Raw genomic sequence first — 26,784 nt, 5'->3', positions numbered from 1 at the left:
GTCTCGGTTGGTGCGAAAAACCTTGTCTTTCTCCAAATCGTTGGAGAATCACATTGGGGCAATCTGGTACTTTATCCACTACTACAACGCATCATTACGTGTTTAGCACTACCAACTTAGGTATTTTTCCCCGGTAGATCCAGCGCTTGCATTGCCGCTTTAATCAATGGATAAAACGGAGGTTTCGTCACATCAACCTCTTTGGCATTTTCCCGCGTGATTCCGAGTAAACCCATTCGGTGTCCTTGCTGAATCGCCAGAACCTTGCCTTCGGGATTTCTAATTTTTAACTCTTTTAAAGACTCAGAAAGGCTACAGGTATAGCGACGCTGGTTGTAGTGAAACTCAGCTTTCAATCCTGGGGAGAAGGACAATTGATGAGGTTCACCCGTGGAACGTCGCAGACCTACTAACTCCAGTTGTATTGTGGTGTTGCCATTCCAGGTATTTTGTCGCAGTTTGTAGGCGATATCAACCCGCGACGGTAAAGGGTAATAATTGCCCCATCGCCAAGCGATCGCTTCGATTTTCCGAACCTGACTCCCGTTATCCCCAGAGTCTTGGAATTTTAATTTGACGTGACCCTTCCCGACAATTTTTTGCTCAACTACGCGGACATTCGGCGTCCAGAATACGGGATCGGCGTTTTCAATCCCGCACGGGTGAAGGGCATCAATCTGTTGGTACAGATCAAGATTAATATCGTCGAGGTTAGCCTGAACGTCAATCTTGAGCAGCGGCTTTAGGTGCTGGGGTTCCAGACACTGATGAGCAAAAAGGCTAAGACGCGATCGCAATGCGGGGAGATTTTCGGCTGGCATCGAAAAGCCCCCCGCCGCCTTGTGTCCGCCAAATTTTCCTAGCAAATCTTGACAAAACTGCAAAGCTTCAAATACGTGAAACTCCGGAATTCCCCGCGCCGAACCCCGGACGTGATGCTCATCCTCATAAGTTCCGATAAACACCGGCACGCCGTAGCGTTCCACCAAGCGCGAGGCAACAATTCCAATCACGCCATGATGCCATCCCGGTTGAACCAGCACTAACACCCGTTCTTGCTGGAAGTCAATCGACTTATCTGGAATTTGAGGTAAAACCTCACTGGCAGAATCTAACTTTTTATTCGGGGTTCCAATAATCTGGGTTTCTTCACACCAAGTAACAGCATCCCGTTCAATCTCTTCACAGAGTTGCTGTCGGTGTTTGTTAATTTGTTCGCACTGCATCGCCCGTTCCAGTGCGATTCCCATATCATCAGTTATCAGCAATTCAATCACCGTCTGCGGGTCGGCAATCCGTCCCACGGCGTTAATTCTGGGTCCCAGGCGAAACCCAATATCCTCTGGCTTTAAGGATTGTGGATTTGGGATTTTAGATTTTGGAGTTTCCGCTTCGCTGTTCTCTGTGCCTTGAGGTACACCCGCTATCTGAATCAGCGCCTGAACTCCCGCTAGTTGAGAATTCGGTAATTGTTGCAAACCCCGCTTCACCCAGCGGCGGTTTACTCCAGTTAATGGTGCTAAATCGGCAATGGTTCCGAGGGTAAAGAGCTCTAATAGTGGCTTCACCAATCCCTTCGTTTGACCCATCTGTTGAGCGAGGGTGACAGCCAAGATATAAGCGACGCCGACGCCCGCCACCCCGCGATAAGGGGAAGATTCTCGAATCAGCTTGGGATTGAGAATGGCATCGGCTGGCGGCAGTTTTTCGGGAATATCGTGATGATCGGTGACAATGACTTTGACACCCAGCTGTCGTGCCCGATCGATTGGTTCAAAAGCAGAAATGCCGTTGTCTACCGTTAAAATCAGCCAAACGCCTTCCCGGTGAAATTCTTCGACAATCCGGCGATTAATCCCGTAGCCTTCACTCATGCGGCTGGGAATCGCATAATCCACCTGCGCCCCTAACCACCGTAGCGCCCGCAGTAATAGCGCCGTGCTGGTCATCCCATCCGCATCATAGTCTCCGCAAATAGCAATTTTGTGTTGGGATGCGATCGCTTCTTGCAACAACTCCACACTAATTGCCAAGTCGGGGAATTCTTCCAAAGGTGAGGGCAAAACCTGAGATTCTGGATCTAGGAATGCTTGCGCCTCTTCTGCCGTCTCAATGCCTCGGTTAATCAGTACCTGACTCAACAGTGGTGAAAGACCCGTCGTTTTAGCTAACTGTTGGGCTAGTTCGTCTCGTACTGGAAATATTTGCCATCGATGATTGGGCAATCGGGCAGGACGAGGGGATGATTCTGAATGAGGGCGATCTTGCACAGGCGTCGTATTTCCAGCAGTCTGGCTCAGCCCATCCTATCAGTTTTAATTCGTTAAATGATTGGGTCTATAGGGATATGCGATCGCTTTTAATAAACAGCAACCCGACCGTCATCTCTTAAATAAATTGTGCGATCGCCTGGTGGACGCCCACCGGGACGGACTTCGATGCGTAAAGTTCTGGCATTCGGTTTAGCAAGTCTTACTCCCAGCGGCAAACCCGTTGCATCCCACAGCAAAAGTGATAGATTCGGGTCTGTACCTCCTCCCCTCGTGAAAGACACTACTTGTCCGGGATTCAGGGGAATCGGATCGGTACCCACCACCTTTTGCATCTGAACCAAACTCGATGTCAGGTTTACCACCTCATAGGTGATGCGTTGTCCCGGTACGAACTGAATCGGGGCTGGGGGGCACTTTGCCGCACAAGTTCCCGCCAAAGCTGGTTGGATGTGTGCCGCTGCACCAACGCTAAAAGCAGCTACGACTAAAACTGCTGGTAAAAATTTAGACATTAAAGGCTGCGTTGTGACTTGCTGAGAAGTCTGTTCCCGAAAGCTCATTTACTCAAATTCTGTAATCTATTTATCTAAATTTTAAACTTTTTCAGAGTCTTTTGCTTTTTGCTGATACGCTCAAACCTGCTTTTTAGTTTATGTAATTATACGTATACTAAACAATACTTAGTATGAAAAATACGCACATACTAAGTAATACTGAATCCTTGCAGATTTAGCACAAATTCAAGCAAGACTTTTACAGTAAACGCAGCTGGGAATCTGTCGTTGCCACAGATTGCTGACTCGGTTGATTCGTTCCTATCGCTGATGCTTCCTCAATGTCAGAAGCGTTGAACCACGCCTCTTCCTCATGTGCCAGTAACTTCTGGGCTTCTTCCAGCATCAAGGCGGCAATATCCTTAAGGTCTTCCCGATTGGCTAAGTAAGTTTTCAGCGCTTCCACAGGATCGGTGCTGGCACTAGAACCGAGTTCGGGCAAGCGAGGACGCGCTAGCTGACTGACTAATTCCGCCTGAATTGTGTAGGTGTGGGCGTCACTTAAGCTAGCGTGCAGGGCATTATTATCAATCAAATCTATCTGCTCGGAACGCAGTTTGTAGATTAGCCGCACGACAGCATCTTTGATATCTTTTTTGCCTATCGCTTTGATTAAAGCGGCTTGCGGCTCAGATGCATCAGAGACATCCACTTCGATAGTCCGGAAGGGGCGCACCGGAAGAGGACAAAATTCCCACTGGGCGTTGCCTCGTTCCAGCTGAATCATCACATAGCCTTTGTCTTCTTTTTCTTCGCTGAAATCGACTCGCTCAATACTGCCTGGGTAGATAACTGGAGGCTGGTTCGACTTGTTGAGATTCTGATGTCGGTGGACGTGCCCCAACGCGACGTAGTCAAAGCAAGGTCGCGTCAGCATCGAGATGGGGATGGTAAACCCTTTGCCGACTGCTAGGAAGCGCTCTGCACCTAAGTTAGCTCGGTCTGCCATCAGGTGAGCTAAAAGAACGGTTGGCACTTCTGGATCTAGACGTCGGATTTCTCCTTCTAGGCAAGGCTCAAGACGCTTAATTAATAACTCGTTGACTTCGGCTAGAGACAAATCTTCGGTTTCTGGGCGCGTCAGCAGGGCGGAACGGGTGAGCCAAGGGAGGGTAATGATTTGGACGGGACCGCTGCGGGTTTCGATGCGGTGGGTGACGATGCGATCGCCTACAATAAACCCCGGCACTCCCAATGTCCGATAAATACATAAACTCGCGCCTCCCTGCCCCTGGGAATGCTGGTCGTGATTCCCCACCAGCAACACCGTCGGAATCTGGGCATCGACTAAGCGGCGAAACTGACTGGCAAACGCTTCCTGTACATAGGGCGGCGGCGTTGCATCGGGGAAAGCATCTCCACCGAACAAGACTAAATCGACGGGTTCGGCATTCTCTCCATCTGAGCTTTGCCCAATCGCTCGGTCAATACACTTCGATAAAGTATTGACAAAATCCTCAAGGCGTGTGTTTACTCCGGTTTCCGGATTGACCCGTCCGTGGGAGAAGCCACTCCCCATGTGAATATCGGATAGGTGGAGGATTTTAATCATTTTGCTAATTGGTAATTGGTGATTGGTCATGGGTAATGGGTAATCTTCTTGCCATTACCCATTACCCATTACCTATTACCCATTAGACATTCTAAATGTGAATTCCACATTCGGTTTTACCCATGCCGCGCCAGCGACCTGCGCGTTCGTCTTCACCCTCAGCAACGGGTGTAGTAATGGGTTCGTCGCCGATGCTGGCATATCCCTGATCGTGCAGAGGATTGTAAATCATGCCATGCTCAGCCACATAAGCCCAGCTGTCCTTGCGTGTCCAGTTGGCCAGAGGATTCACTTTCAGCCGTTGCTGTGAATCTAGTTCCAAGACTGGCATATCAGCACGAGTCACGGCTTGGTCGCGGCGGCGTCCGGTAATCCAGGCAACGGTGCTGAGTTCTGCTAGACCCCGTTGCAATGGTTCAATTTTGGTCAGGTGGTGAAATTGAGTGATGTCCTTATCCCACAGCGCTTCGCCGTATTTAGCCGCAAAGGCTTCGCGGGAGTCTAGATCGGGAATTTTGTAAGTTTGGAGGTTTAAATTGTAAAGTGCCTGCGCTTTAGCAACTAACTCCAGGGTTTGAGGAAAGTGATACAGCGTGTCCAGAAACAGGACTGGCACTGGCGTTGCTGGTTTGAGATCGCGGTATAAAAGATCCGTAATTACCAAATCATCCACATTAAAGGCGCTGGTTTGCACCAGTCCCGTGGGGATATTTGTAACACACCAAGCCAGGATCTCTCTGGGATGAGCTTTGTCAAATTTTTGGTTAAGCTCATCCAGATTAAACGAGGAGATGCTAACGGGAGCTGTGGTGCTATCGCTCATGGTACGTTTCTAGTGAATTTCTGAATTCTTTATTACAAATTATTTTACCTCTTATAAGCACCTAACCCGACCGGAGAACAGGGCTATAAATGAACATCGTGTAAAGAATTGCATGGCATTCTACTGGTACAGACATGGGCGCGGACAAGAATCACCCCGCCTACATTCCCTCGCCAACAACATCCTGCTATCGGGAGGAGGGATTGCAGAGGCAAAGCGTAGCCAGTCACAGAATGATTCTGCTGCTTTTTTTGGGATGGGTGTCCGCTTTGAAGAAAAGATGAGATAACTTTCTAATTGTTGAACCGGCAATTGATTTCTGCCAAACTGCACTAGGAGCTATCATCGCTCTATCAAAGTTTTTTGGAGAGATTGAGTGCGGTTAATTCTGTACAGCAAGCCGGGTTGTCACTTGTGCGAGGGGTTACAAGAAAAACTCGAACAAGTTTCAAACCCCCCCATTGAACTGGAAATCCGGGATATCACTACCCGCGAAGATTGGTTTCAAGCCTATCAATATGAAATTCCCGTCCTGTTTAGGGTTCGATCGCAGCGTACAGATCGAGTAGAAGAACCGTTGCCCCGTCCTTCACCCCGCGCTACGGTGCAGCAGTTGGAGCAAATGTTACAGAAATATTTGCTTGTAAAAGATAAAGAATAAGCGCGAATAGTCCTGAGTCGAGCGTCCGCCTGCTAACGATTCGATGACTCATGACTAACGATTAATGACTCGTGACGATTGTGAGGAGTTACTAAAGATGAAATTGCGAGAGTTATTAGCAACCATTCCCCATATTGAGCAACCCTCTAGTCAGACTGCTCTGGACTTGGAAGTTAAAGGATTAACGACAAATTCTCATGCTTGTCAACCAGGAGATTTATTTATCGGGATGCCCGGAACCCGAGTGGATGGAGGGGAGTTTTGGGAAGGCGCGATCGCATCCGGTGCAGTCGCCGCCCTGGTTTCTTCTCAAGCTGCCCAAAAACATCCTCCCAAAGGGGAAGATGCCTGCGTGATTCCAGTTGCAGACATGACTCAAGCTTGCGCCCAAGTTGCTGCTGCCTTTTATGGCTACCCAGCGCAACAGCTAAAACTGATTGGCGTCACTGGCACGAATGGCAAAACGACAACGACCCATTTAATCGAATTTTTCCTGACCCAGAGCCAGTTACCGGCGGCTTTATTTGGGACGCTGTATGCCCGTTGGGCTGGCTTTACACAAACCGCTGCCCACACGACGCCTTTTGCGGTCGAACTGCAAAAACAACTGGCAGAAGCGATCGCAGCAGGATGTCAGATGGGTGTGATGGAAGTAAGTTCTCACGCTTTGGCGCAAGGTCGGATTTTAGGTTGTCCGTTTTCGGTTGCGGTGTTTACCAATCTCACCCAGGATCATCTAGACTTCCACCACGACATGGAAGATTACTTCAATGCAAAAGCGTTGCTCTTTAGCCCTGAGTATCTCAAAGGGCGGGCGGTAATTAATTCAGATGATTCTTATGGACAGCGATTGATTGAACGGTTAAATCCAGACCAAGTATGGCGCTACAGTGTCAACGATTCAACCGCCGATTTGTGGATGAGCAATCTGAGTTATGAGCCAACGGGAGTCAGCGGGGTGATGCATACCCCCAAAGGGGACGTGACTTTCCGTTCGCCCCTGGTAGGGCAGTACAATCTGGAAAATTTACTTGCCGCTGTGGGAGCAGTGTTGCATCTGGGAGTAGATTTGGAGTTAATTGCGGCGGCGCTACCCCAATTTTCGGGAGTGCCGGGACGGATGGAACGAGTGCAAATCGGTTCCCAGCAAGAGATTAGCGTTATTGTCGATTATGCTCACACGCCGGACAGTTTGGAGAATTTGCTAAAAGCGGCGCGTCCGTTTATTCCCGGTAAGATGATCTGCGTCTTCGGTTGTGGAGGCGATCGCGATCGCACTAAACGCCCGAAAATGGGTCAAATTGCCGCGCAGTTGGCAGACAAAGCCGTTGTTACCTCCGACAACCCGCGGACGGAAGATCCAGAACGGATTTTGCAAGATATTGTCGCCGGGATACCAACCTCGGCTCAACCAATCGTGGTGATTAGCGATCGCGCGACTGCCATTCATACCGCCATTTTAGAAGCCCAACCGGGTGATGGTGTCCTGATTGCTGGTAAAGGTCATGAAGACTACCAAATCTTAGGAACGGAAAAAATCCACTTTGACGATCGAGAACAAGCACGGGATGCCTTATTAAAGCGGATGCCTGGTTAAAGCAATTGCAGATTTTAGATTGTAGAGTGGAGCGGTTAACTTGTAACTAGGCGCAATTCAATCTAACTTGTTGTCTCTTGAAATGGAGATTGATGGCTAGGAAAGGATTAAAGAGACACTCGCTAGATGGGTAGAAATCAAGATGAAACTATCTCTGGTTTCTCTCAATCTGCGCTCCGCACCGCTGCGCTAAAAGTAGCTATAAAGGAGTTTCCAGTCAAAAGTCTTCAAAACCATCCAAGTTGATTTTCACCCATTTGTTGAGACATCAGTGCATTTAACAAGTCACCTTTTCATCCAAAAGCAACCTCTAAAATCTTAAAATCTTATGGATGCATCCCTTTACCAATTGGCTCTGCGTGTAGAGTCAGCGCCTCAGCCGCTTGCCGTGAGTGCAACTACGCTCAAGTCCTTGCTGTGGGCGCTGATGGACGTACTGATTGACCAACAACTGCCAGCCAAACTCTGGGTAAAGCTACCGCCTGGAGAAGGCTGGCAGGCGCAGATAGAACAATATCAGGAGCGGGGGCAGGTTGGGCATACCATTTATGTCTGTAACGGCAAAGAGGGACGAGAGCAGGAGAGAGTAGAAGCAGGAGAGAGCCAAAGCCAGGAAGAATTTGAAAATTCCCCTTATGCACTCACCGGCTCCCCAAAAATTTCCCCCACCGCCTCGCAGATTATTCCAGTTCAACTGAAGTCGGAAAACGCAATTTCCAGAGAATATTTTTTGTTAGTGCTATCCGAACGCTTTTGCGGCTTAATTTTGGCTCATCGACCCCGCAGCGCTAAGCCATCTGCCCAGACAACTTCAAAGGATTTGGATCAAATCAAAAATATAGACTCAAAAGAGTTTCTCGCTTCTCAGTACCGGAATAAGAGCGCCCTAGGCAATCCTTACGGGGCACAGTCAGGCGTTAGCGAAAGCGTTTTGGCTTTGCAAAAGCAAATGGCTACAGCAGGCACGGAGGACAAGCGAGGACGACCGCTGCTGACAATTTGCGCTTTTGACAAGCCAGTGATTCAGGAGGTTTTGCAGGGAATCCGACCCGCGATCGCGCCCACTGAAGAGACTCTCCTCAGCAACTGGGACAAGCTATTTACCTTACCGCAATCACCCGATTTAGTACAAAATCGAGCGATCGCATCCATCCTGACTCAGTTACTGGTAAAACAAGTCCAGCAGCAAGAGGAAATCGGGCGGGGTGCTGCCGCCAATCATGCATCAACAACGGAAATCGCCGAACTCCAGCGGCAAAATCAAGCTTTGCTGGATGAAGTGCGCTTTAAAGATGAACTACTAAGCAATGCGCTGTTGGAACTGCGGACGCCGCTAACCAACATGAAAACCGCGCTGACGCTGCTAGAGTCCCCACAACTCAAACCCTCGCAGCGTCAGCGCTACCTGCATTTGCTGCATACACAGTGCGATCGCCAAGTTTCCTTGATTAGCGGTTTAATGGAGCTAGTACAGCTAGATCGGGCAACTACCCCAACAACTTTGCTTCCAGTGCAGTTGGCAGATATTGTGCCTGGAGTTGTCAGCACCTATCAAGCGATCGCGCAAGAAAAAGGTATCCAGTTAGGCTACACGGTCAGTCCTAACCTTCCGGCTGTCTCCTGCTTAGAGGCATGGCTGCGACAAATTATTATCAATCTGCTACACAACAGCATTAAATTCACTCCCACTGGTGGTCAGGTGGTGGTACGCACCAAGCAACAAGGCGAATACGTACAGTTGGAATTTCGCGATACCGGCATCGGCATTGCCCCGAACGAATTGCCCAAGATTTTTGACCGCTTTTATCGCGGACGCCTAGCACCGGGCGAAGAAGTTTTCGGTGCTGGATTAGGTTTAACCATTGTGCAGCAACTTCTCCTACGTTGCGCTGGCTCTATTTCTGTCACCAGTAAACTTGGTCAGGGTTCTACTTTCAAAGTGTTGTTACCCGTTCACCATTCGACATCTGTTCAGCCGTAAGTTGGGTATCTGAATACCATTGCACGGGATATCTGGCATAGATTCATCTATCCCATTTCCCAGTTGGCTGGAATATATTGCGCTTCTAACGGTAGGGGCTTTTTGATTGCCGTGCCCCTACAGATGTATCGCACCCCATCCTGGAATGGCGATAATTGCTTATGTTTCTACCGACTCAAAGGTAATTGACATCGCCGCCAACTCTTGAGTATCGACACGATTAATTAGCCCCAGCCCCCGAACCTCTGCCTTCTCACCACCACGACTATTTCCTGCGCCTCGGTTAAAGTCTTCTAGCAAACCGTCGATTAACTTGGTTGGTTCCTCACCCAGCGTCATTGGCAACCCTGATGCTTGCCCTCGTACCCTCGCCACTTCCTGCAATGCCTTGAGCGCTTGTTTAAGAGGAGTGGCACTGGCGATTATCAGAACCTCTACCATGCCGACGGGTTTTGCGACTTTAAATCTGAACTTATCTTTTCCCGGTTGCGGGATTTGTCGCGTTTCTCCGGCTTTTACCAGAGTCGCACTCTCTTCTACCGTCCAGGTATTCGGAAAAACGATCGTCATTTCTCCTTCAGGATCGATTACTAAAACGGATACGTGAAGATCCCGATTTTCTTGGTTCGTCACCACAAACTGAAGCGGCGTTCCCAAGGGGAGTTTTAAGTTGTCGGGACCCGATCGCCCACGGCTGCGGTTTGAGTTTTGAGTCGAAGAATTGCTGCTGTTTTGTGAACCGCGAATCGGGAAAGTAGTTGCAAATGTCTCGCCCTCCGCTCTTTTCATGGAAGCCACTACATTCAGCCGAGAGGAACCGGGATTGAGTATCATCTTGGCAATGTGAGCTGCTAGCAGTGACTTAAATTTCGGGGTGAGACGGGTGATAGCCGCCTCTATCGATTCACCAGATACACCAAAAGAGCCAGGAATTTGTTCTAGTGCTGGAGTGAATAAGCCGACACTGCCAATATCGGGCACAGAGGTTAAATTAGGAGTCTCTCCATTTTTCTGAAATTGACGATTCTCCTGGGTAATTCGTCCTAAGAGGTAGGCGACATATTCTTCCTGTTGTAAAGGCAAGATTTTGAGGCGCTGGATAGCCTTGAGGGCTTGTTCTGCCTTAGCTGTGTCGTTACCCAGCGATGGATCTAGACCAATCGGTAAAGTCATATCGCTGGGAATCCCGCGCATTCGCTCTTGCAGGAATGTTCCCAGTTGCGGGGGCGAGGAAACCCCGCCCCTTCCTGCATTTAGGAGTTTGCCCCGCGCCGTTAATCCTTTGCGCGAGTTCGCTTCCAACTGTACCAATCCCTGCTCCTTGCCTTGAGCGTCTATCACTGTCAAAATCGCACCTCGATCGAAGGCAGGGATGCTTTGGGAATTGACACCTCCCAACCACAAGTGCACCCCATCTCCCTCAACTTTGGTGATTACCGCTTCCGCCGGGAGAGTCTGTTGGTTTAGGAAGTAAGCGGGTTCCTCTTCATTGCTTTTTTGCTTAGCTTCATATTCTGGAATTTGACCCGTAGAAGAAATCTGGTTAGTAGTACGGGCAATATTTGCGATCGCACTCGCCACGGGTTCATCCCCGGTTTGCTGCCAAAGATACTGCGTCATCACATAAGTAAATGCCCCCGCCGCAAAGCCGTTGAAGCGCTGATCCGCCGCCAGTTGCTTGCGATCGGCGGCAGCAATGACGACCCCTTTGGCAACTCCTGCCCTGCGTGCCTGAATATACTCATCCGGGGATAAATTTACCCGCGATAGCAATTGCCGCTGATATTCTTTCTCCACTGGGCTGACTTTAACTTGCACGCCACCATCCAGCGCCCTGACGTTCAAATTCCCCCGTTTCCCGCCCCCAGCATGACAACTATCTAGAACCATTGTCAGGTTTTCTGTTTTTACCGCTGACGCCAGTAAAAACAGCGTGTGTCCTGTGATATCGGATGCAATACCCCCACGGCGACGGGTAACCAACGGTAGGGAGTTATCGGCGGGGACGATTGTACTGTTTAAACAACTTTCGCTCAGTTTTAAGACCACTTCATCGCATTCTGGGCTGTCATCCACCCGCGAACCGTGCCCGGAGAAGTGAAATACCACAACATCTCCCGGCTTCGCTTGCCCAATCAGATATTCGTCAAATGCACCCAAGATACCTTCACGAGTGGCTTGGGCATCTGTCAGGATATGGACATCCTTCTTGTTGAAGCCAAAGCGGTGAATCAGCAGATGTTGCTGCATTTCCACATCGGTAATGCAACCCGCTAAGCGATCGCTACTATTTTGATAAGCGTTAATTCCCACTAGCAGCGCCAGTTTGCGGGGTGTACTTTGAGCGAGGACTTTGCCATAGCGATCGCCCTTTCGCATCACATCCAGATGGCTTAAACCCAAAGTTGCCAGCGTCGATCCGGCAAATTGCAAAAACTGACGGCGCTTGATGTGAGACATCATCAATGTTTCCTCAAGTGGTGCAGGATGAAAGGCTGAGATTACTGAAATCTTGTGTTCAACGAGCTATGTTGACGACGGCACAGATTAGTGACATGGTTAACTGTGTTCTATTTATATCGGAAGTCGTTAACGATGCGCTGCGCTATTTTAAGTCGGGCTGGTCAAGTTTTGGCAAACGGAAATTTTATCATTCAACAAGATGAAAATGGCAATCTGAGGTTGGATTTCCGCACAGATGGAGGAAAAATCCTCCAAGGAGGAATCATCGAGCCGGATGGTGACTTAACCTCAGCCAGTAAAGTTCTCTATCGCCAGTTTTTTGAAGCTTGGGGAGTCAGCGAGATCGCACTGACCGCTATGCCTAAGTTTTAGCGTCAACTTTGGGTGGAAGCTTGTTTTATTTGTCAGATTGGTAATGGTTAATAAAGAATAGGTGGAAACATGAAAACAACCAATTATCCATTACCGACAAATTATCAAAAAAGTAATTAACCGGATTCGATTTCACTTATTTATCCTAATAAATGTGGGATTTTTTTAATTAGTTAGAAATGAATTTCCTAATCAATCCTTGTCAAACGCTCAGATGAATATTGCCTTATTCAGCTTCGCCAATCAAAGTAAATGCTGCCCACTGCACGGGATCTGAATATTGTTGCTGTTTCATGGTTGTCAGCATCGCATTTCGCAATGCCGTAGCTTTATCAGCCTTTTGCTGAAGATTTTTATAAAACTCCGTCATCAAAAAAGCAGTTGAATTATCCGGGACTTGCCATAGAGAGACCACCACGCTAGGCACACCAGCGGAAATTAAAGAACGGGATAAACCAATAACACCATCGCCCGTAATGCGTCCTCGTCCGGTGTCGCAAGCACTCAGAACCACTAATTCAGCATTCAATTTTAGATTAAGGATTTCTTCAGCAGTGAGCAACCCGTCGTCGTTGTTAGATGGAGTGAGAGCGATCGCACTTCCCAATCCCCGGTCATCATCTAGTAAACCATGAGTGGCTAGATGAATGATTCGCGCTTTAGGCAATGCTTGCGCGATCGCTACTTTAGTCGCTTGGCTACCAGTAATCGCTTGAGTTTTGAGTAGTTTAGCAATATCCTTTGCTTCCTGTTCCGCCCACGGCAAATTAGGTAACTGCTGCGCTGGTTCTCCAGGGTTCAGCACCACTCCAGGCATTATCGGATTACCTACTACTAACGCCTCTTGTATAGATGGGATTGATTGTGTCTCCACACGTTGCCTTTGCTGATGAGTTAAATCCAGCACTTGAATTGAAGGAGCCGTGAGAATCGTATGTTTTTCAATCAGGTATTTGCCAGAAGCATCTTGGAGAGCGGGAAAAGGGGTGAGGAACAACTCGTGCTGCGGGATAAAGATTACACGAGCTTTTGGATCGCTAGGCAACCGATCGCCAATCGGTTCAATAAGCAATTTGTGAATTTGTTGTAATCGTCTAGTTGGTTTTTCCTCTTCTATAAGCTCCGCTACCACACCTCCACCACGTCCTCTGACTCCCATTGATTGACGGGAACTGAAAACCAGGTTTGCCAGCGAGGTATTCTGCTGCTGCCACAAAGGTTTAAGATCGACTTTGCGAAACGTCACTTTTTTGCAAGTGTTAAATGCTGCTGGTGGTACTCAATCGCTCGTGCAAAGTCCCCCAGAGAATGGTAAGCATTCCCGAGATTTCCCAGAGCATAACTCTCAATAGAGCGGTCTTCGTTCTCCCCGACAATTGCCAAAACTTGCTTGTAGCAATCAATCGCTTTGGGATATAACCCCAAGGAATAGTAAGCAACTCCCAGATTTACCAGAACCTGCCCTTCACTTGGGCGGTCTTTTATCTCCCGATAGATCATCAATGCCTGTTGCCAAGACTGTAAAGCTGCCTCGAATTGACTGGTCTGAAACTGCTGAACACCTTGCTGAAACAGTTGGTCTGCTTCGGTACGGTCATCTTGTGTTTGCGCTAACGCTTGTGGTGCAGACAATGGGAATGGAAAATTGACAAGCAAAGGCGTCAAGACACTACTGAGGAGGGTGATGAAGGCGATTCGGATGATGCTTTGAGAAGGGATTGCTTTCACTGCTGGGTAGATGAATGATGTTGTCAAATTGACTGGAATGAAATCAAGCACAAATGGGCTGCGCCTACGGTTCGCCAATGAGGATGAAACCCGCCCAGTTCATCGGGTTCGGGTGTTGTTTCATCGTTGCTAGCATGGCGCTTTGCAGTGCAACTGCTTTATCGGGATTCGATTGAAGATTTTTATAAAACTCAGTCATCAAGAAGGCAGTCGGCTCATCCGGCATAGACCCTAGGGGGGCAATGACGCTGGGAACTCCCGCTGCCAGAAAAGAGCGCGTTAGCCCAATCACGCCATCCTCGGTAATTCGACCCAAACCCGCATCACAGGCGCTCAGGACAACTAACTCAGCGTTTAGCTTCAGATTCAGGATTTCTTCTGCTGTCAGCAACCCGTCATCGGTGTTAGAGGGAGCCAAAGCGATCGCATTGCTCAATGCCTGCTCCTCATCGATTAACCCAGTCGTTGCTAGATGAATAATTCGCGCTTGGGGCATTTGCTGCACAATCGCGGTCTCGGTTGCTGCGTCGCCGATCAGCGCTTGGGTATTGAAGAGATTCGCGATCGCGTTTGCTTCCTGTTCCGCTCCGGGCAGTTGCTGTAACAACACCGGCTTTTGTCCTATCTTGGGAGGAACGCGGGGCATCGTCGGATTCCCCACCACCAGCACATCCTTGGCAATCCCTTGGATTCGCTGTCGATGCTTGTAAAGTAAATCCAGCGCCTGAATTGAGGGAGCGGTAAAAATTGCGTGTCGCTCGATCAGGTATTTGCCTTGTTTATCTTGCAGCGCTGCGAAGGGAAGCAGAAACAGAGATTTTTGCGGGATAAAGGCGACACGAGCGTTCGCAGCTTTTGGCAACAATTCCGCAATCGGCTCAATGAGCAGGTGATGAAGTTGCTGTAACTGTTTACTTGGGCGATTGTCCTGTTTTGTCGTCACGACAATGCCACTCTTATTTGCAGCACTCCCGAACCCCATCGCCGCACGGCTACTACTCACCAACGCTGAGAGGGAGGTATTTTGCTTCTGCCACAACGGTTTAAGGTCAACCCGTCGTAAGGTGATTTCACCTGTGGGTTGAACCACCCAAATCAGCAGTTCTGATTCTTGGGTTTGTTCTTTTCCTTGAACGGGGAACGTCTCGTAATTAATTGAGTATTCAACGAGTGTGGCGTTGTGTTCTTTAGCAACTTGTCGAATTTGTTCGATATTGAGTGGATTGACGGTCGCGGGAGCCTTTGGAGTTTGTGCCAACACCTGAGAGCCAGGGAAAATTTCAGCCTTCTTCCCTGGGAAAGGGGTTAAGACAGTCGCCACAAAAGTAATCAGTAAGGGTACAAGGTTTTGCACCCCGGTAAGGCTGATTTTCTGGAGTTGCATGGCTGACAAGGTAAGTAGATGTACGGACAGTGTTTACACTGTCTTAGCCCAGGGAATCGGGCGTGTCCAGTGTTGGCTCTATGCTGGGGTAGTGGTAACGCCAACTTGACAGACCAAGCGATCGCGTATGCACTCTGATGCGCTGTTTGTGCCTCCTCTTGGGCACCCCGATATCTTGAAACCCAGTTAAAACTCTACCCAAATGCTGCTCATCCACAGCATTTTTTGATTAGAGTGGAATTATCACCTGTATTGCTGTCCTTCAGCCCAAAGACCATGAGTTTACTTGTCAAACAGCTGACCACTTATCTAGCTTTGCTGGCTATCGGCGGTGGTGCAGGAATATATGCCAGTCGCCATTTCGCAGCAGACAACCCCAGTGTCGAAGGCAGAATCCCATCAGCGATTCCAGCTGCGCTACAGCAAATCTCCCCGCCCCAGAATCGCGCTCCCCAAGAGAACCTGAATTTTATTGCCGAAGCAGCCGAAAAAGTTGGCCCTGCTGTCGTGCGAATTGATGCGGCTCGTACCGTATCGCAGGACATTCCAGATACTTTCAGAAGCCCGTTTTTCCGACGATTTTTTGGGAATGAAACGCCGGTTCCGGAAGAACGGGTGGAACGAGGTACCGGATCTGGCTTCATTCTCAGTGCTGATGGTCGCTTAATGACAAATGCCCACGTTGTCGCGGGGTCAGATAAGGTCAAGGTGACGCTCAAAGATGGTCGGACGATGGAGGGTCAAGTTGTGGGAGCCGATCCGGTTACGGATGTGGCAGTTGTCAAAATTGATGCGACAAAGTTGCCGACGGTACGCTTGGGAGACTCGAATAACTTAATACCGGGACAGTGGGCGATCGCAATTGGCAATCCCCTCGGTCTAGATAACACGGTGACGGTGGGTATCGTCAGCGCGACGGGTCGCTCCAGTTCGCAGGTAGGTGTCCCGGATAAGCGAGTCAGATTTATCCAAACCGATGCCGCTATCAACCCCGGTAATTCCGGAGGTCCCTTGCTAAATGCCAGGGGTGAAGTGATTGGGATTAATACAGCCATTCGGGCAAATGCTCAGGGACTCGGTTTTGCCATCCCGATTGAAACCGCCGAACGAGTCGCCAATCAGCTATTTAGCAAAGGTCGCGTCGAGCATCCCTACATGGGAATTCAAATGGTAACGCTGACGCCGGAACTAAAAGACGACATTAACAAAGACAATGAGGCAGGCTTCAAAGTTACGCAGGATAAAGGCGTTGTCATCGTTCGGGTGGTCAAAAACTCACCCGCAGAACGCGCTGGCTTGCGTGCAGGAGATGTGATCCAGAAAGTTGGCGGTCAAGCGGTCGCAAGTGCCGATCAAGTGCAAGAACGGGTAGAAGCGAGTAGCGTCGGCTCCAGATTAGAAGTAGAGGTCAACCGTAGCGGTCGGACTGAAACGGTTCAAGTGCAACCTGGTGCCTTCCCGGTGGAGTAGCATCAATAATTTCTGTTTTTAACGCAAAGGTACGCTGAGGTTGGCGCAAAGGTACGCAAAGCAGTAGGGAGCTAGGTTGAGGAAGGAAACCCGAACCTTAGACTAGACACGCTTCTAGGGAGCGGGTCATTTTGGGACAAGGAAGAAAGTAATTGTGCGTAGTTTTGCATTAAAAAAGGGCTGATGAGCGCCCAAAAGCAATTCATCAGCCCTTATTAGCAATTAGCAATTAGCGATTAGCACTTAGCTAATTACTTGCTTTCCGTAAAATCAGCATCAATTACATCATCCCCAGTACCAGTGGACTGACTGGAACCACCACCACCAGGGGTGCCGGTGCCATCGCCAGGAGCTGCACCTGCGCCGCCTGCTTGTTGATAGATGTTCGTGCCGATGGTGTAGAGAGCCTGCTGTAGCTCTGTGGTGAGCGTCTTGATGCGCTCATCGTCTTCCTTAGCGATCGCATCGCGCAGGTCTTTGACCAATCCATCGACCTTGCTCTTGTCAGCAGCAGGAACCTTGTCGCCCAAGTCAGCCATTTGCTTCTCAGCTTGGTAAACGAGGGAGTCAGCTTGGTTCTTGCGGTCAATCTTCTCACGACGCTCCCGGTCAGTGGAGGCATTTTGTTCGGCTTCCTTAACCATCCGCTCCACTTCGTTTTGGGGCAGGGTGGAAGCACCCGTGATGCTGATTGATTGCTCTTTACCAGTACCGCGATCCTTAGCTGTGACGTTCAGGATACCGTTGGCGTCAATATCGAAGGTAACTTCAATTTGTGGCATTCCACGAGGAGCCAGAGGAATCCCATCTAGACGGAAGATCCCCAACTCTTTGTTGTTTGCCGCCATCTCCCGTTCGCCTTGCAGAATCTTAATTTCTACGTTGGTCTGATTATCTACAGCAGTAGAGAAGACCTCAGACTTCTTGGTAGGAATCGTGGTGTTGCGGGGGATAATCTTGGTCATCACGCCACCGAGGGTTTCCACACCCAAAGACAGCGGGGTAACGTCGAGTAGCAATAGTCCTTCAGTTCCAGCTTCACCTGTGAGGACACCGGCTTGAATTGCGGCACCGATAGCTACCACTTCATCCGGGTTGACGGTTTGATTGGGTTCTTTGCCCAAAACCCGCTTCACCAGTTCTTGTACGGCAGGAATCCGGGTAGAACCACCGACCAGCACGACTTCATTAATTGCACTCTTGTCTTGCTTGGCGTCGCGCAGGGCGTTCTCTACAGGAATGCGGCAGCGATCGATCAAGTCAGCGCAGAGTCCTTCAAACTGAGCGCGAGTCAGGGTCATATCCAGGTGCTTTGGACCATCCTGGGTAGCGGTGATAAATGGCAGGTTGATTTCCGCTTGTGTGACGCTAGATAACTCAATCTTGGCTTTTTCAGCGGCTTCGGTGAGACGCTGGAGGGCTTGACGGTCTTTGCGGAGGTCAATGCCTTCAGATTTTCTGAATTCTTCGGCTAAGTAATCAACGATTTTCTTGTCGAAGTCGTCACCACCCAGGTGAGTGTCGCCAGAGGTCGCTAACACTTCAAATACGCCATCGCCCATTTCCAGGATGGATACGTCGAAGGTACCGCCACCCAGGTCAAATACCAGAATGGTTTCGTTGGCCTTTCTTTCGAGTCCGTACGCCAAGGAAGCGGCGGTCGGCTCGTTGATAATCCGCATTACATCAATCCCGGCAATCTTACCAGCATCTTTGGTAGCTTGGCGCTGGGAGTCGTTGAAGTAAGCGGGAACGGTGATTACAGCTTGGGTAACGGTCTCTCCAAGGTACTTGCTGGCATCATCCACCAGCTTGCGAAGCACTTGGGCAGAAATTTCTTCTGGTGCAAACTGCTTGCTCTGAGCGGGGCAGTCTAGCTTAACGTTGCCGTTGCTGTCGCGCAGCACTTTGTAAGAAACTTCGGTGGCTTCGTGGGTGATTTCTTCAAACTTGCGTCCGATAAAACGCTTCACCGAATAGAAGGTGTTTTCGGGGTTCATCACCGATTGACGCTTGGCGATTTGACCCACTAAGCGATCGCCATTTTTGGCAAATGCTACGACAGAGGGGGTTGTCCGAAAACCTTCTGCGTTGGCGATCACGGTGGGTTTACCACCTTCCATCACTGCTACGCAGGAGTTTGTCGTACCTAAGTCAATTCCAACTACTTTTGCCATAGGGGTATTTCGGCTTCCTAATAACTACAAAAACTTTTGAGGGCGGATACGGAACTACAAATTGAACCAACCGGGTTAAATCAGCAGCTCTTTCCAGATTTAATAACCATTGGTGCGTGCGTACCGATCTATATAGTGTGCGGGATTAGCCACTCTGGTGTTGTGGGGTTTTCCGAACCTGAGGAAGGACGGTTAACCTTCAGGAGGCATCCCCTTTGGCTCAATCACTTAACATCTGCTGATTGCTTTCACTGTGTCTACTGTAAGGAAATCAGGGGCTTTAGGTATGGGGGCAAGCCGTAATTAAATAGGTGTATTTGCCGTCTAGAGGCGGTCAAGGTGATCGCGATTAGCTCGTTGGACTCTCTACCAACACCACCTAAATCATTCACGATTAGTTCGTTCTCAAAGCTTGTATTATATGTATTACAAAAGATGCGATTTTCGAGCCATCGTTCGGAATTTCTAAAAAAGAAGAGTTGTACTAGCTATGCGCCGTGCTTCTGGATGCCTGTTTGGTTTAGCTTTTGGTGACGCGCTCGGTGCGGTAACTGAGTTTCTCAATGTTGAGGAGATCCTGCGCCGCTTCCCACCCCAAGGGCCGCAGCAACCAATGGGCAATCCGGCTCGCGTTACAGATGACACGCAGATGACTTTAGCGGTTGGAGAGGCACTTTTGGAAGTAATACCGCCTTTGGGTGCTGAGAGCCTAGAGCCGCTGCTACGCCGCGCCTTCATCGACTGGTGGGACAGTCCTGACAATAACCGGGCACCCGGAAGAACTTGTCTGAATGCCTGCGCTAACTTGGCGACTGACCTGCCGTGGCAGCAGGCAACGGTGGCAAACTCAAAGGGTTGTGGAGCCAATATGCGGGTGGCACCCGTGGGACTCGTCAAGAATTTGAACGAAACGACCCGCGCCGCGATCGCTCAGTTCCAAGCAGCTTTGACCCACGGGCACCCCACCGCACTTACCGCCTCGGATTTAACTGCAACAGCGATCGCTGACCTAGTTGCGGGTGCCAATCCCGAAGGGTTGCCTTCGCGACTTCGCGCCTATGCTGAGGAGCAACGCTCGATCTACCACGCCGACTGGTTGGGGTTGCTCTGGGAACGTCCCTCTATCAATACACCAGAGGAATTTATTACCCGTGGGTGGGATGAATGTTTGTCCATCCTTGACCGTCTGGATGCCGCCTTGGCAAACCCGAACCGGGATGCAGACCCCTGTTTGGCGACGGGGGAAGGATGGATCGCAGAAGAAGCCTTTGCCACAGGTCTACTGTGCTTTCTACTGTTTCCTGAAGAGCCAGTGGCGGCGCTTCGTCGTGCGGCACTCACCGTAGGCGATTCGGACTCTATTGCCTGCCTCACGGGTGCTTTCGCCGGAGCCTATTTAGGAATGGCAGCATGGCCCGAAGAATGGGTCAGCCGCATCGAGTACCGCGATCGCTTAGCAGTCCTGGGGAACCGATGGGATGAGGAAGCAACTTCAGATGCCAGTCCCGCTCAGGTGCCGTTATCGTAAGCGATCGCGATTCACAATAAAGATAGGAGCGATCGCCATGAAGCTCGAATGGTTCAACAGCGATCGCTCGTAAAATGAAAAAGCCCGGTTGACCGCGATAGAACCTATGGTTACTCTTTCTCCTACCCTGCAATCCCGACTCTCGACACCGCTGAAAATTGGCTCTTTTGAGGTGAAAAGCCGGGTTTTACAGTCGCCCCTTTCTGGCGTTACCGATATGGTGTTTCGTCGCCTGGTGCGTCGCCATGCCCCCGACTCGATGATGTACACCGAGATGGTGAACGCAACGGGGCTACATTACGTGAAGGAACTCCCCAAGATTATGGAGGTAGATCCGAACGAAAGACCGATAAGCATTCAGTTGTTTGACTGTCGCCCCGATTTCTTGGCAGAAGCGGCTGTAATGGCGGTGAAAGAGGGCGCTGATACGGTTGATATCAACATGGGTTGCCCGGTCAACAAAATTACCAAAAACGGCGGTGGTTCTTCGTTGTTGCGGCAGCCAGAAGTCGCTGAGGCAATTGTCCGAGCGGTCGTAAAGGCAGTGAATGTGCCGGTGACAGTGAAAACGCGCATCGGTTGGACAGACAAGGAAATTAATATTCTGGACTTTGCCAAGCGCATGGAAGATGCGGGGGCGCAAATGATTACAGTCCACGGTCGCACCCGTTCCCAAGGTTACACTGGCCCTGCTAAGTGGGAGTGGATTGGTAAAGTCAAGGAAATTCTGTCGATTCCAGTGATTGCCAATGGCGATATGTTTTCCGTAGAGGCGGCGGTGAAGTGTTTGGAACAAACCGGCGCAGATGGGGTGATGTGTTCGCGGGGAACTCTGGGTTATCCCTTTTTAGTGGGAGAAATTGACTATTTCTTGAAAACTGGGCAAGAAAAGACGCCACCAACGCCGATACAACGACTGGAATGTGCAAAAGAACATTTGCAAGCTTTATGGGAATATAAAGGCGATCGCGGGATTCGGCAAGCGCGCAAGCACATGACTTGGTATGCCAAGAGTTTTGCCGGTGCTGCGGAGTTACGCGGACATCTAGCAGTGATCGAAAACCTTGACCAGGGGTTGGAGACGATCGATCGGGCGATTGAACGACTGGCTAATTCTACTTGGCAGGAGATGGAAGAAGAGGAGTTAGCATTGGTGGAGGTTTGAACCGCTCTAGGCGCAGAAGGCGCGAAGGAGAACAAGGGAAGGAAAGCGATCGCCTAGAATAGACGCCATCTACCTGCATTGTTTGCCGTCATGAGCAACTCCTCACACACTTTAAGTCCCCGTCCCCGCTATCAGACCATTCGAGAACTTGGGCGCAATCGCGCTGGGGGTCGCATCACTTATCTGGCAAAGGATAACGTCACAGAGCAGTCAGTCATCCTGAAGCGATTTCTATTTGCCCAAGTTGGGTCTGAATGGTCGGGTTTTAAAGCTTATGAGCGCGAGATTCAAGTGCTACGAGGACTTGATCATCCTGGAATTCCCCGTTACCTCGATTCCTTTGAAACCCAAGCTGGTTTCTGCATGGTGCAGGAGCATAAAGATGCCCTGCCTTTATCTGCTCCACGCAGTTTTGACCCGGATGAAATCCAGAAAATTGCTGCTTCTGTCCTAGAAATTCTTGTTTATTTACAAAATCGGATTCCATCTGTAATTCACCGGGATATTAAACCTGAAAATATCCTCGTAGACGAACAACTAAATGTTTATCTGGTGGATTTTGGCTTAGCTCGAATTGGCAGTGGGGAAATGGCAATGAGCAGCGTCGCCGCTGGGACATTTGGGTTTATGGCACCCGAACAGATATACAACCGCCAGCTAAACGAAGCGACAGATTTATATGGTTTAGGCGCAACACTCATTTGCTTATTAACTGGGACAAAATCAACGGCAATTGACACCTTATTTGATGAAGATGGTCGCCTTAATTTCAAGCCGCTGCTTCCCAAGCTGAGCCTGCGTTTTGTGGATTGGCTCTCAAAAATGGTCGAACCCAAAGCAAAAGACCGTTTCCCCAATGCTACGGCTGCTTTGGAAGCTCTCAAGCCGATTTATGTTAATCGCTTACCGGAAGTTAAATTTAGCCAACTGGCTTTGGAATTTAAAACAACACAACTAGGCGAAAAATTAACTCAAACCGTTAGGGTTAATAATTCCGTTCCGGACACTTTGCTAGAAGGGACTTGGGAAGTAGCCCCCCACCACAGCGATCCGCGCTATTCCAATTCTCATGCTTGGATTTCCTTTGAACCCGCCACATTTAAGAGTAATCATGCTGATTGCAAAATCACCGTGAATACGAATAAGTTGATGGCAGATAAAACCTACAGCCGTCAGATTTTATTACACACCAATTCTTCCCCAGAAACTTACCCGCTCACGATTACAGTTCGCACAACTCTGCTTGAAACTCCAAAGCCGCCTTATATTTCAATGGCTTTGCTATTAGGAATTGCTTTAGCAATGACTGGGTTTTGGACAGGCGCGATCGCTTGGATGGTAGCAATTCTATTCAAATTTACCTCTTGGACATCTGTAGCAATTTTTGAAGTTGGAGTAATCGCGGTATTTTTGGCTTGGTTTAGCGCCGGAACTCTACTGGCAGCAGTTGGCATCAGAACTGTGCTAGGCATAAAGATTGCAGCTTGGTTGACCACTGTGACAATGTTAGTTGTTTTGTTGTCATCAGGGTTCTTACCGGCGGCGATTACTGCCTTGGGAACCTTGGCAGGTCTAGTAATTGGCTTCCTAAATGGGGCAGTCATTAAAAATTATAAAGAAAGGGGATTTCCTGAAAAAATTGCCATTGGCAGCGCACTTTTAATAACAGGTTTCGGCATGAGCTTAGGGACAGGATTCAATATCGGCTTCTTCAATTTCTTTCTGTTTTTATCCTTACTAGGAACCAGTTTATCCTTAGCTGCTATCATGTATTATCCATATCAACAGCGAGAAAAACTGATGGCTAACTATCGCCATGCAACACAAACTAGGCGTCTGATTAAGCCATAGCAGAGATCGTGGGGGAAAGAACGAAATAAAAAGGGCGATCGCTCTTTTTATTTCGCTTGATTATGTATTCAACGAGCTTTTCCTAAAGCGATCGCAATAGAGCCAGATATTACAAAAATCGCCCCTACCACTCCTAAAACAGTCAGGCGTTCCGGTACAATGAGGGTGGGCAGAAACATTGACACCGCTGATACAGAGATTAAGGTGACAATGGGAGTTGTTGCTAAGACTGCACTTACTCGCGATGCTTCCCAATGTTCCAAAGATTCCGCAAAAGCACCGTAAGCGATGATGGTATTTAAAGCACAGAAAAGCAGCATTCCTAAATGTAAAGGATTCAGCGTCAAAATGGGTTGAGGTGCAGCAAACGGGCTAAACAAAATAGCACAACCACCATAAATCAGTAGCATAATATTTGAAGACGGTAATTTTTGCAAAAGCTGCTTTTGTGCTAAAGCATAGATAGCCCAAGTTACTGCTGCAAAAAAGATTAATCCGCACCCAATTAAATATTTACCTTGTGCTGTAATTAAGTTGGTTAATTGTTCGTGAAAAAAGAGTGCGAACCCAACCGTGAGTATGCTTAAACCTATCCATTGACGCAAGGTATAACGTTCTTTGAAAACAACCAATCCTCCTAAACCCATTAAAACTGGAGCGAGTTGAATGAGAACTTGGGCGTTAGCAGGTGAAGTTTGGTGTAAACCTTGCAGAAAAAGAATGTAATTAATCGCCAAAAATATAATCGCGATCGCTAACAATCCAAGTGGCGTTGAACGCAATTTTTCGACAGGTGGTAGTTGCCGCCGTGCGGCTAAATAAACGGCTAGCAGCCCAAACGATACCAAAAAGCGAAACCAAGTAACGGTATAAACGTCGAGTACCTGTAGCGTCACCGTCAGGGCAATGGGCAGAATTCCCCACAAAAATACAGTTACAAGCGATAAGGCTAGCCCTAATCGCCATCTACCGGAAGTAGAGTGAAGTTGCATTGGTATATTCTGATGAAAAGGGAAAAGGAGCGATACGTTTTGTGCCGCACGCTCCTACAATCTTTCCTTAGTGTGTTTGCTGTTAACATCTAATCTTCGACCATTTCCAGCAGTTCGGCTTCACTCAGTTGGGTGATTCCCAAAGCTTCAGCCTTTTCTAACTTGGAACCGGCATCTTCCCCCACCAGTAAGTAGTCAGTTTTGGCGCTGATGGAACCCGTAACTTTACCACCAGCTTTTTCAATCAACGCTTTTGCCTCGTCGCGCTTTAGAGTCGGCAGCGTGCCAGTAATTACAAAGGTTTTCCCTTGTAGGGGCGAGGGAACGCTTCTACTTTCTGCGGATGGGGTTTCTACCTCGGCGGCGAGTTGCAAACCCGCTGCTTTCAGTCTGTCAATTAACGCCTGATTCGCCGGGACTTGAAACCAGTCGTAAACAGCGTGGGCAATTTCTGGGCCAATGCCATACACGGCTTCAATATTCCCTGCGGATGCCGTAGCGAGTTGCTCAACCGTGGTGAATTTTTGAGTTAAAGTTTGGGCATTGACACTGCCGACGTGACGAATCCCCAAACCGTATAATACCCGCGACCAAGGCTGAGTTTTCGAGTGGGCGATCGCATCCACCAATTTCTGGGCTAACTTCTTACCCATCCGTTCCAAAGTTCCCAACCTATCAGCGGTTAAATCGTATAAATCTGCAACCGAATTCACCACTCCTTTATCCACCAACTGGTGCATTAATTTTTCGCCCATGCCGTTAATATCCAGTGCATTACGGCTTGCCCAGTGAACCAGCGCCCCTTTGAGGATGGCGGGACAAGAAGCATTCACGCAGCGCGTCACCGCCTCATCAACGGGCTTTACCACTGGCTGATTGCACACCGGGCAACAGGTGGGCATTTGGAAGGATTGAGTCCCCTCTGGGCGGAGTTCTGGCAGTACGCGCACCACTTCGGGAATGATTTCCCCGGCTTTGTGGATAATCACCGTATCGCCAATCCGAATATCGAGCGATCGCACATAATCAATATTGTGCAATGTGGCTCTTTGTACGGTTGTCCCAGCTAATTGCACTGGCTGCAACTCTGCCAACGGCGTCAGCGCCCCCGTTCGCCCCACATTGATAGAAATATTTTCCACTCGCGTTGGTGCCTCTTCCGCCGCGTATTTCAGCGCCACTGCCCAGCGGGGAAACTTTTGCGTAAATCCCAACTGTTCCTGAAGCGGAATCGAATTCAGCTTCACGACGACCCCATCGGTCATATAGGGTAGATTTAATCGCCCCGTATTCCACTCGTCATAATAATCCCGAACATCTTCTAAAGACTGGCAAAGCTTGCGATTGGGATTTACCTTAAATCCCATTTGATGCAGCAATTCCAACGATTCCCACTGAGTTCGGGCAACTTCAGCATCATGCTTCCCAGGAATTTGCAACGTATAAGCAAAGAAATCCAGCCGCCGCTTTGCCACAATCCGAGAATCTAATTGCCGCAAGGTTCCCGCCGCTGCATTGCGAGGATTGGCAAATAACTGATCGCCAGCTTGCTGCCGTTCCTGATTAATTTGCTTAAACACATCTAAGCCTAAAAACGCCTCGCCGCGAACTTCTACGTGAGTGGGAGGGCTTTCTAAATTCAATCGCAAGGGAATAGCGCGAATTGTCCGCACATTCTGAGTAATATCTTCCCCCGCGATGCCATCCCCCCGCGTGGTTCCTCTCACCAAGATGCCATTTTCATAGGTGAGAGCGATCGCAGAACCGTCAATTTTCAACTCCGCGACATATTCAAAAGTATTGAGTTCGGGAACTTGTCGCCGCCAGCGTTCCTGCCATTTGGCAAATTCCTGAATATTAAAGGCATTTTCCAAACTATAGAGAGGTATATTGTGCCGCACCGAGGAAAACTGAGTTGCCGGTTTCTCACCCACGCGCTGAGTGATGCTGTCCGGTGTTACCAGTTCTGGATACTGGGCTTCTAAGTCTTGCAGTTCCCGATACAGCCGGTCATAGATGGCATCCTCCATGATGGGAGCATCCTGGACATAGTAGGCATAACTGGCTTTGTCCAACAACTGTCGCAGTTCCTGTACCCGCTGCTTGACTGCCTGTGTCACTTCCACGGCATCCATCCCTACTTAAAACTCTATCGTTTCCGCTTTTAGTCTAACTGCCATCACCAGATATAGAACGGCTCTCAATGGATTTCA

The 26,784-nt window shown here is 49.2% G+C and carries 20 protein-coding genes and 1 pseudogene; 10 read left to right on the top strand and 11 right to left on the bottom strand.

The features are described 5' to 3' along the window. Positions 1–106: pseudogene (locus NDI33_RS19450) on the top strand (IS1 family transposase); the annotation flags it as partial. A gap of 10 nt (positions 107–116) precedes the next feature. Here NDI33_RS19450 and recJ read toward each other — a convergent pair. From recJ to cysH, 4 genes are all read right to left on the bottom strand, one after another. Continuing rightward, on the bottom strand, positions 117–2,270 hold the full coding sequence (gene recJ / locus NDI33_RS19445) for a single-stranded-DNA-specific exonuclease RecJ (RefSeq protein WP_190675183.1): 2,154 nt from the start codon (positions 2,268–2,270) through the stop codon (positions 117–119). Positions 2,271–2,359: 89 nt separating this feature from the next. Then, complete coding sequence (locus NDI33_RS19440) at positions 2,360–2,833, bottom strand: hypothetical protein (RefSeq protein ID WP_242033100.1); 474 nt, start codon at positions 2,831–2,833, stop codon at positions 2,360–2,362. Between the two features lie 193 nt (positions 2,834–3,026). Beyond that, positions 3,027–4,379, bottom strand: coding sequence for an exonuclease subunit SbcD (gene sbcD / locus NDI33_RS19435; RefSeq protein WP_190530125.1), 1,353 nt, complete (start codon positions 4,377–4,379; stop codon positions 3,027–3,029). A gap of 91 nt (positions 4,380–4,470) precedes the next feature. Further along, a complete protein-coding gene (cysH, locus tag NDI33_RS19430) occupies positions 4,471–5,202 on the bottom strand; it encodes a phosphoadenosine phosphosulfate reductase (RefSeq protein WP_190414784.1) in 732 nt (243 codons plus the stop codon). A gap of 112 nt (positions 5,203–5,314) precedes the next feature. On the opposite strand from cysH, the gene NDI33_RS19425 reads away from it, so the two are divergent. The 4 genes from NDI33_RS19425 to NDI33_RS19410 all read left to right on the top strand — a co-directional run bounded on the left by NDI33_RS19425 (position 5,315) and on the right by NDI33_RS19410 (position 9,441). After that, positions 5,315–5,491, top strand: coding sequence for a hypothetical protein (locus NDI33_RS19425; protein WP_190675180.1), 177 nt, complete (start codon positions 5,315–5,317; stop codon positions 5,489–5,491). An 87-nt stretch (positions 5,492–5,578) separates the two neighbouring features. Continuing rightward, the gene (locus NDI33_RS19420; RefSeq protein ID WP_190675178.1) at positions 5,579–5,863 is read left to right on the top strand and encodes a glutaredoxin family protein; all 285 of its coding nucleotides are present in this window, start codon (positions 5,579–5,581) and stop codon (positions 5,861–5,863) included. A gap of 97 nt (positions 5,864–5,960) precedes the next feature. Beyond that, positions 5,961–7,460, top strand: coding sequence for a UDP-N-acetylmuramoyl-L-alanyl-D-glutamate--2,6-diaminopimelate ligase (locus NDI33_RS19415; RefSeq protein WP_190675190.1), 1,500 nt, complete (start codon positions 5,961–5,963; stop codon positions 7,458–7,460). Between the two features lie 328 nt (positions 7,461–7,788). Then, the gene (locus tag NDI33_RS19410; protein WP_190414781.1) at positions 7,789–9,441 is read left to right on the top strand and encodes a DICT sensory domain-containing protein; all 1,653 of its coding nucleotides are present in this window, start codon (positions 7,789–7,791) and stop codon (positions 9,439–9,441) included. 159 nt (positions 9,442–9,600) lie between these two features. On the opposite strand, the gene NDI33_RS19405 is transcribed toward NDI33_RS19410, so the two are convergent. After that, entirely contained in the window at positions 9,601–11,904 is a 2,304-nt protein-coding gene (locus NDI33_RS19405; RefSeq protein WP_242033099.1) for a caspase family protein, read from the bottom strand. Between the two features lie 132 nt (positions 11,905–12,036). Between NDI33_RS19405 and NDI33_RS19400 the strand changes: the two genes are divergently transcribed. Continuing rightward, positions 12,037–12,276 carry a hypothetical protein gene (locus NDI33_RS19400; protein ID WP_190675176.1) on the top strand — a complete coding sequence of 80 codons (240 nt, stop codon included), beginning with the start codon at positions 12,037–12,039 and terminating at the stop codon, positions 12,274–12,276. A 226-nt stretch (positions 12,277–12,502) separates the two neighbouring features. On the opposite strand, the gene NDI33_RS19395 is transcribed toward NDI33_RS19400, so the two are convergent. Genes NDI33_RS19395 through NDI33_RS19385 form a run of 3 tightly spaced genes read right to left on the bottom strand, consistent with a single transcriptional unit; the run spans position 12,503 to position 15,388 of the window. After that, entirely contained in the window at positions 12,503–13,522 is a 1,020-nt protein-coding gene (locus NDI33_RS19395) for a CHAT domain-containing protein (RefSeq protein ID WP_347275880.1), read from the bottom strand. Then, complete coding sequence (locus NDI33_RS19390) at positions 13,519–14,055, bottom strand: tetratricopeptide repeat protein (protein ID WP_347275878.1); 537 nt, start codon at positions 14,053–14,055, stop codon at positions 13,519–13,521. The genes NDI33_RS19395 and NDI33_RS19390 overlap by 4 nt, the downstream gene beginning before the upstream one ends. Before the next feature lie 13 nt (positions 14,056–14,068). After that, a complete protein-coding gene (locus NDI33_RS19385) occupies positions 14,069–15,388 on the bottom strand; it encodes a CHAT domain-containing protein (RefSeq protein WP_190675174.1) in 1,320 nt (439 codons plus the stop codon). A gap of 276 nt (positions 15,389–15,664) precedes the next feature. On the opposite strand from NDI33_RS19385, the gene NDI33_RS19380 reads away from it, so the two are divergent. Continuing rightward, positions 15,665–16,858: an HhoA/HhoB/HtrA family serine endopeptidase gene (locus NDI33_RS19380; protein ID WP_190414777.1), complete on the top strand. Its 1,194-nt coding sequence runs from the start codon at positions 15,665–15,667 to the stop codon at positions 16,856–16,858. Between the two features lie 251 nt (positions 16,859–17,109). Here the strand turns inward: NDI33_RS19380 and dnaK are convergent, their stop codons facing one another. Beyond that, positions 17,110–19,035 carry a molecular chaperone DnaK gene (dnaK, locus tag NDI33_RS19375; RefSeq protein WP_190414776.1) on the bottom strand — a complete coding sequence of 642 codons (1,926 nt, stop codon included), beginning with the start codon at positions 19,033–19,035 and terminating at the stop codon, positions 17,110–17,112. A gap of 490 nt (positions 19,036–19,525) precedes the next feature. Between dnaK and NDI33_RS19370 the strand changes: the two genes are divergently transcribed. The 3 genes from NDI33_RS19370 (at position 19,526) to NDI33_RS19360 (ending at position 23,579) form a co-directional block, all read left to right on the top strand. Further along, a complete protein-coding gene (locus NDI33_RS19370; protein WP_190675170.1) occupies positions 19,526–20,563 on the top strand; it encodes an ADP-ribosylglycohydrolase family protein in 1,038 nt (345 codons plus the stop codon). 106 nt (positions 20,564–20,669) lie between these two features. Then, entirely contained in the window at positions 20,670–21,728 is a 1,059-nt protein-coding gene (dusB, locus tag NDI33_RS19365; protein WP_190675168.1) for a tRNA dihydrouridine synthase DusB, read from the top strand. A 90-nt stretch (positions 21,729–21,818) separates the two neighbouring features. Then, on the top strand, positions 21,819–23,579 hold the full coding sequence (locus NDI33_RS19360; RefSeq protein WP_190433482.1) for a serine/threonine-protein kinase: 1,761 nt from the start codon (positions 21,819–21,821) through the stop codon (positions 23,577–23,579). 68 nt (positions 23,580–23,647) lie between these two features. Here the strand turns inward: NDI33_RS19360 and NDI33_RS19355 are convergent, their stop codons facing one another. Further along, complete coding sequence (locus NDI33_RS19355) at positions 23,648–24,571, bottom strand: DMT family transporter (protein ID WP_190675166.1); 924 nt, start codon at positions 24,569–24,571, stop codon at positions 23,648–23,650. A gap of 89 nt (positions 24,572–24,660) precedes the next feature. Next, the gene (ligA, locus tag NDI33_RS19350; protein WP_190675164.1) at positions 24,661–26,706 is read right to left on the bottom strand and encodes an NAD-dependent DNA ligase LigA; all 2,046 of its coding nucleotides are present in this window, start codon (positions 26,704–26,706) and stop codon (positions 24,661–24,663) included. Positions 26,707–26,784: the final 78 nt, after the last annotated feature.

It is taken from the genome of Trichocoleus sp. DQ-A1, from assembly GCF_039961955.1.
Taxonomy (GTDB): domain Bacteria; phylum Cyanobacteriota; class Cyanobacteriia; order Cyanobacteriales; family FACHB-T130; genus FACHB-T130.
This window is presented reverse-complemented; position numbering and strand designations above follow the sequence as displayed.

Bases quoted from the DNA above. Each gene is read 5' to 3' on its own strand.
- NDI33_RS19425 (WP_190675180.1), top strand. From the start codon at position 5,315: ATGGCATTCTACTGGTACAGACATGGGCGCGGACAAGAATCACCCCGC.
- NDI33_RS19385 (WP_190675174.1), bottom strand. From the start codon at position 15,388: ATGCAACTCCAGAAAATCAGCCTTACCGGGGTGCAAAACCTTGTACCC.
- dusB (WP_190675168.1), top strand. From the start codon at position 20,670: ATGGTTACTCTTTCTCCTACCCTGCAATCCCGACTCTCGACACCGCTG.
- dnaK (WP_190414776.1), bottom strand. From the start codon at position 19,035: ATGGCAAAAGTAGTTGGAATTGACTTAGGTACGACAAACTCCTGCGTA.
- NDI33_RS19415 (WP_190675190.1), top strand. From the start codon at position 5,961: ATGAAATTGCGAGAGTTATTAGCAACCATTCCCCATATTGAGCAACCC.
- NDI33_RS19380 (WP_190414777.1), top strand. From the start codon at position 15,665: ATGAGTTTACTTGTCAAACAGCTGACCACTTATCTAGCTTTGCTGGCT.
- NDI33_RS19405 (WP_242033099.1), bottom strand. From the start codon at position 11,904: ATGATGTCTCACATCAAGCGCCGTCAGTTTTTGCAATTTGCCGGATCG.
- NDI33_RS19355 (WP_190675166.1), bottom strand. From the start codon at position 24,571: ATGCAACTTCACTCTACTTCCGGTAGATGGCGATTAGGGCTAGCCTTA.
- NDI33_RS19440 (WP_242033100.1), bottom strand. From the start codon at position 2,833: ATGAGCTTTCGGGAACAGACTTCTCAGCAAGTCACAACGCAGCCTTTA.
- ligA (WP_190675164.1), bottom strand. From the start codon at position 26,706: ATGGATGCCGTGGAAGTGACACAGGCAGTCAAGCAGCGGGTACAGGAA.
- cysH (WP_190414784.1), bottom strand. From the start codon at position 5,202: ATGAGCGATAGCACCACAGCTCCCGTTAGCATCTCCTCGTTTAATCTG.
- NDI33_RS19410 (WP_190414781.1), top strand. From the start codon at position 7,789: ATGGATGCATCCCTTTACCAATTGGCTCTGCGTGTAGAGTCAGCGCCT.
- NDI33_RS19360 (WP_190433482.1), top strand. From the start codon at position 21,819: ATGAGCAACTCCTCACACACTTTAAGTCCCCGTCCCCGCTATCAGACC.
- NDI33_RS19400 (WP_190675176.1), top strand. From the start codon at position 12,037: ATGCGCTGCGCTATTTTAAGTCGGGCTGGTCAAGTTTTGGCAAACGGA.
- NDI33_RS19370 (WP_190675170.1), top strand. From the start codon at position 19,526: ATGCGCCGTGCTTCTGGATGCCTGTTTGGTTTAGCTTTTGGTGACGCG.
- sbcD (WP_190530125.1), bottom strand. From the start codon at position 4,379: ATGATTAAAATCCTCCACCTATCCGATATTCACATGGGGAGTGGCTTC.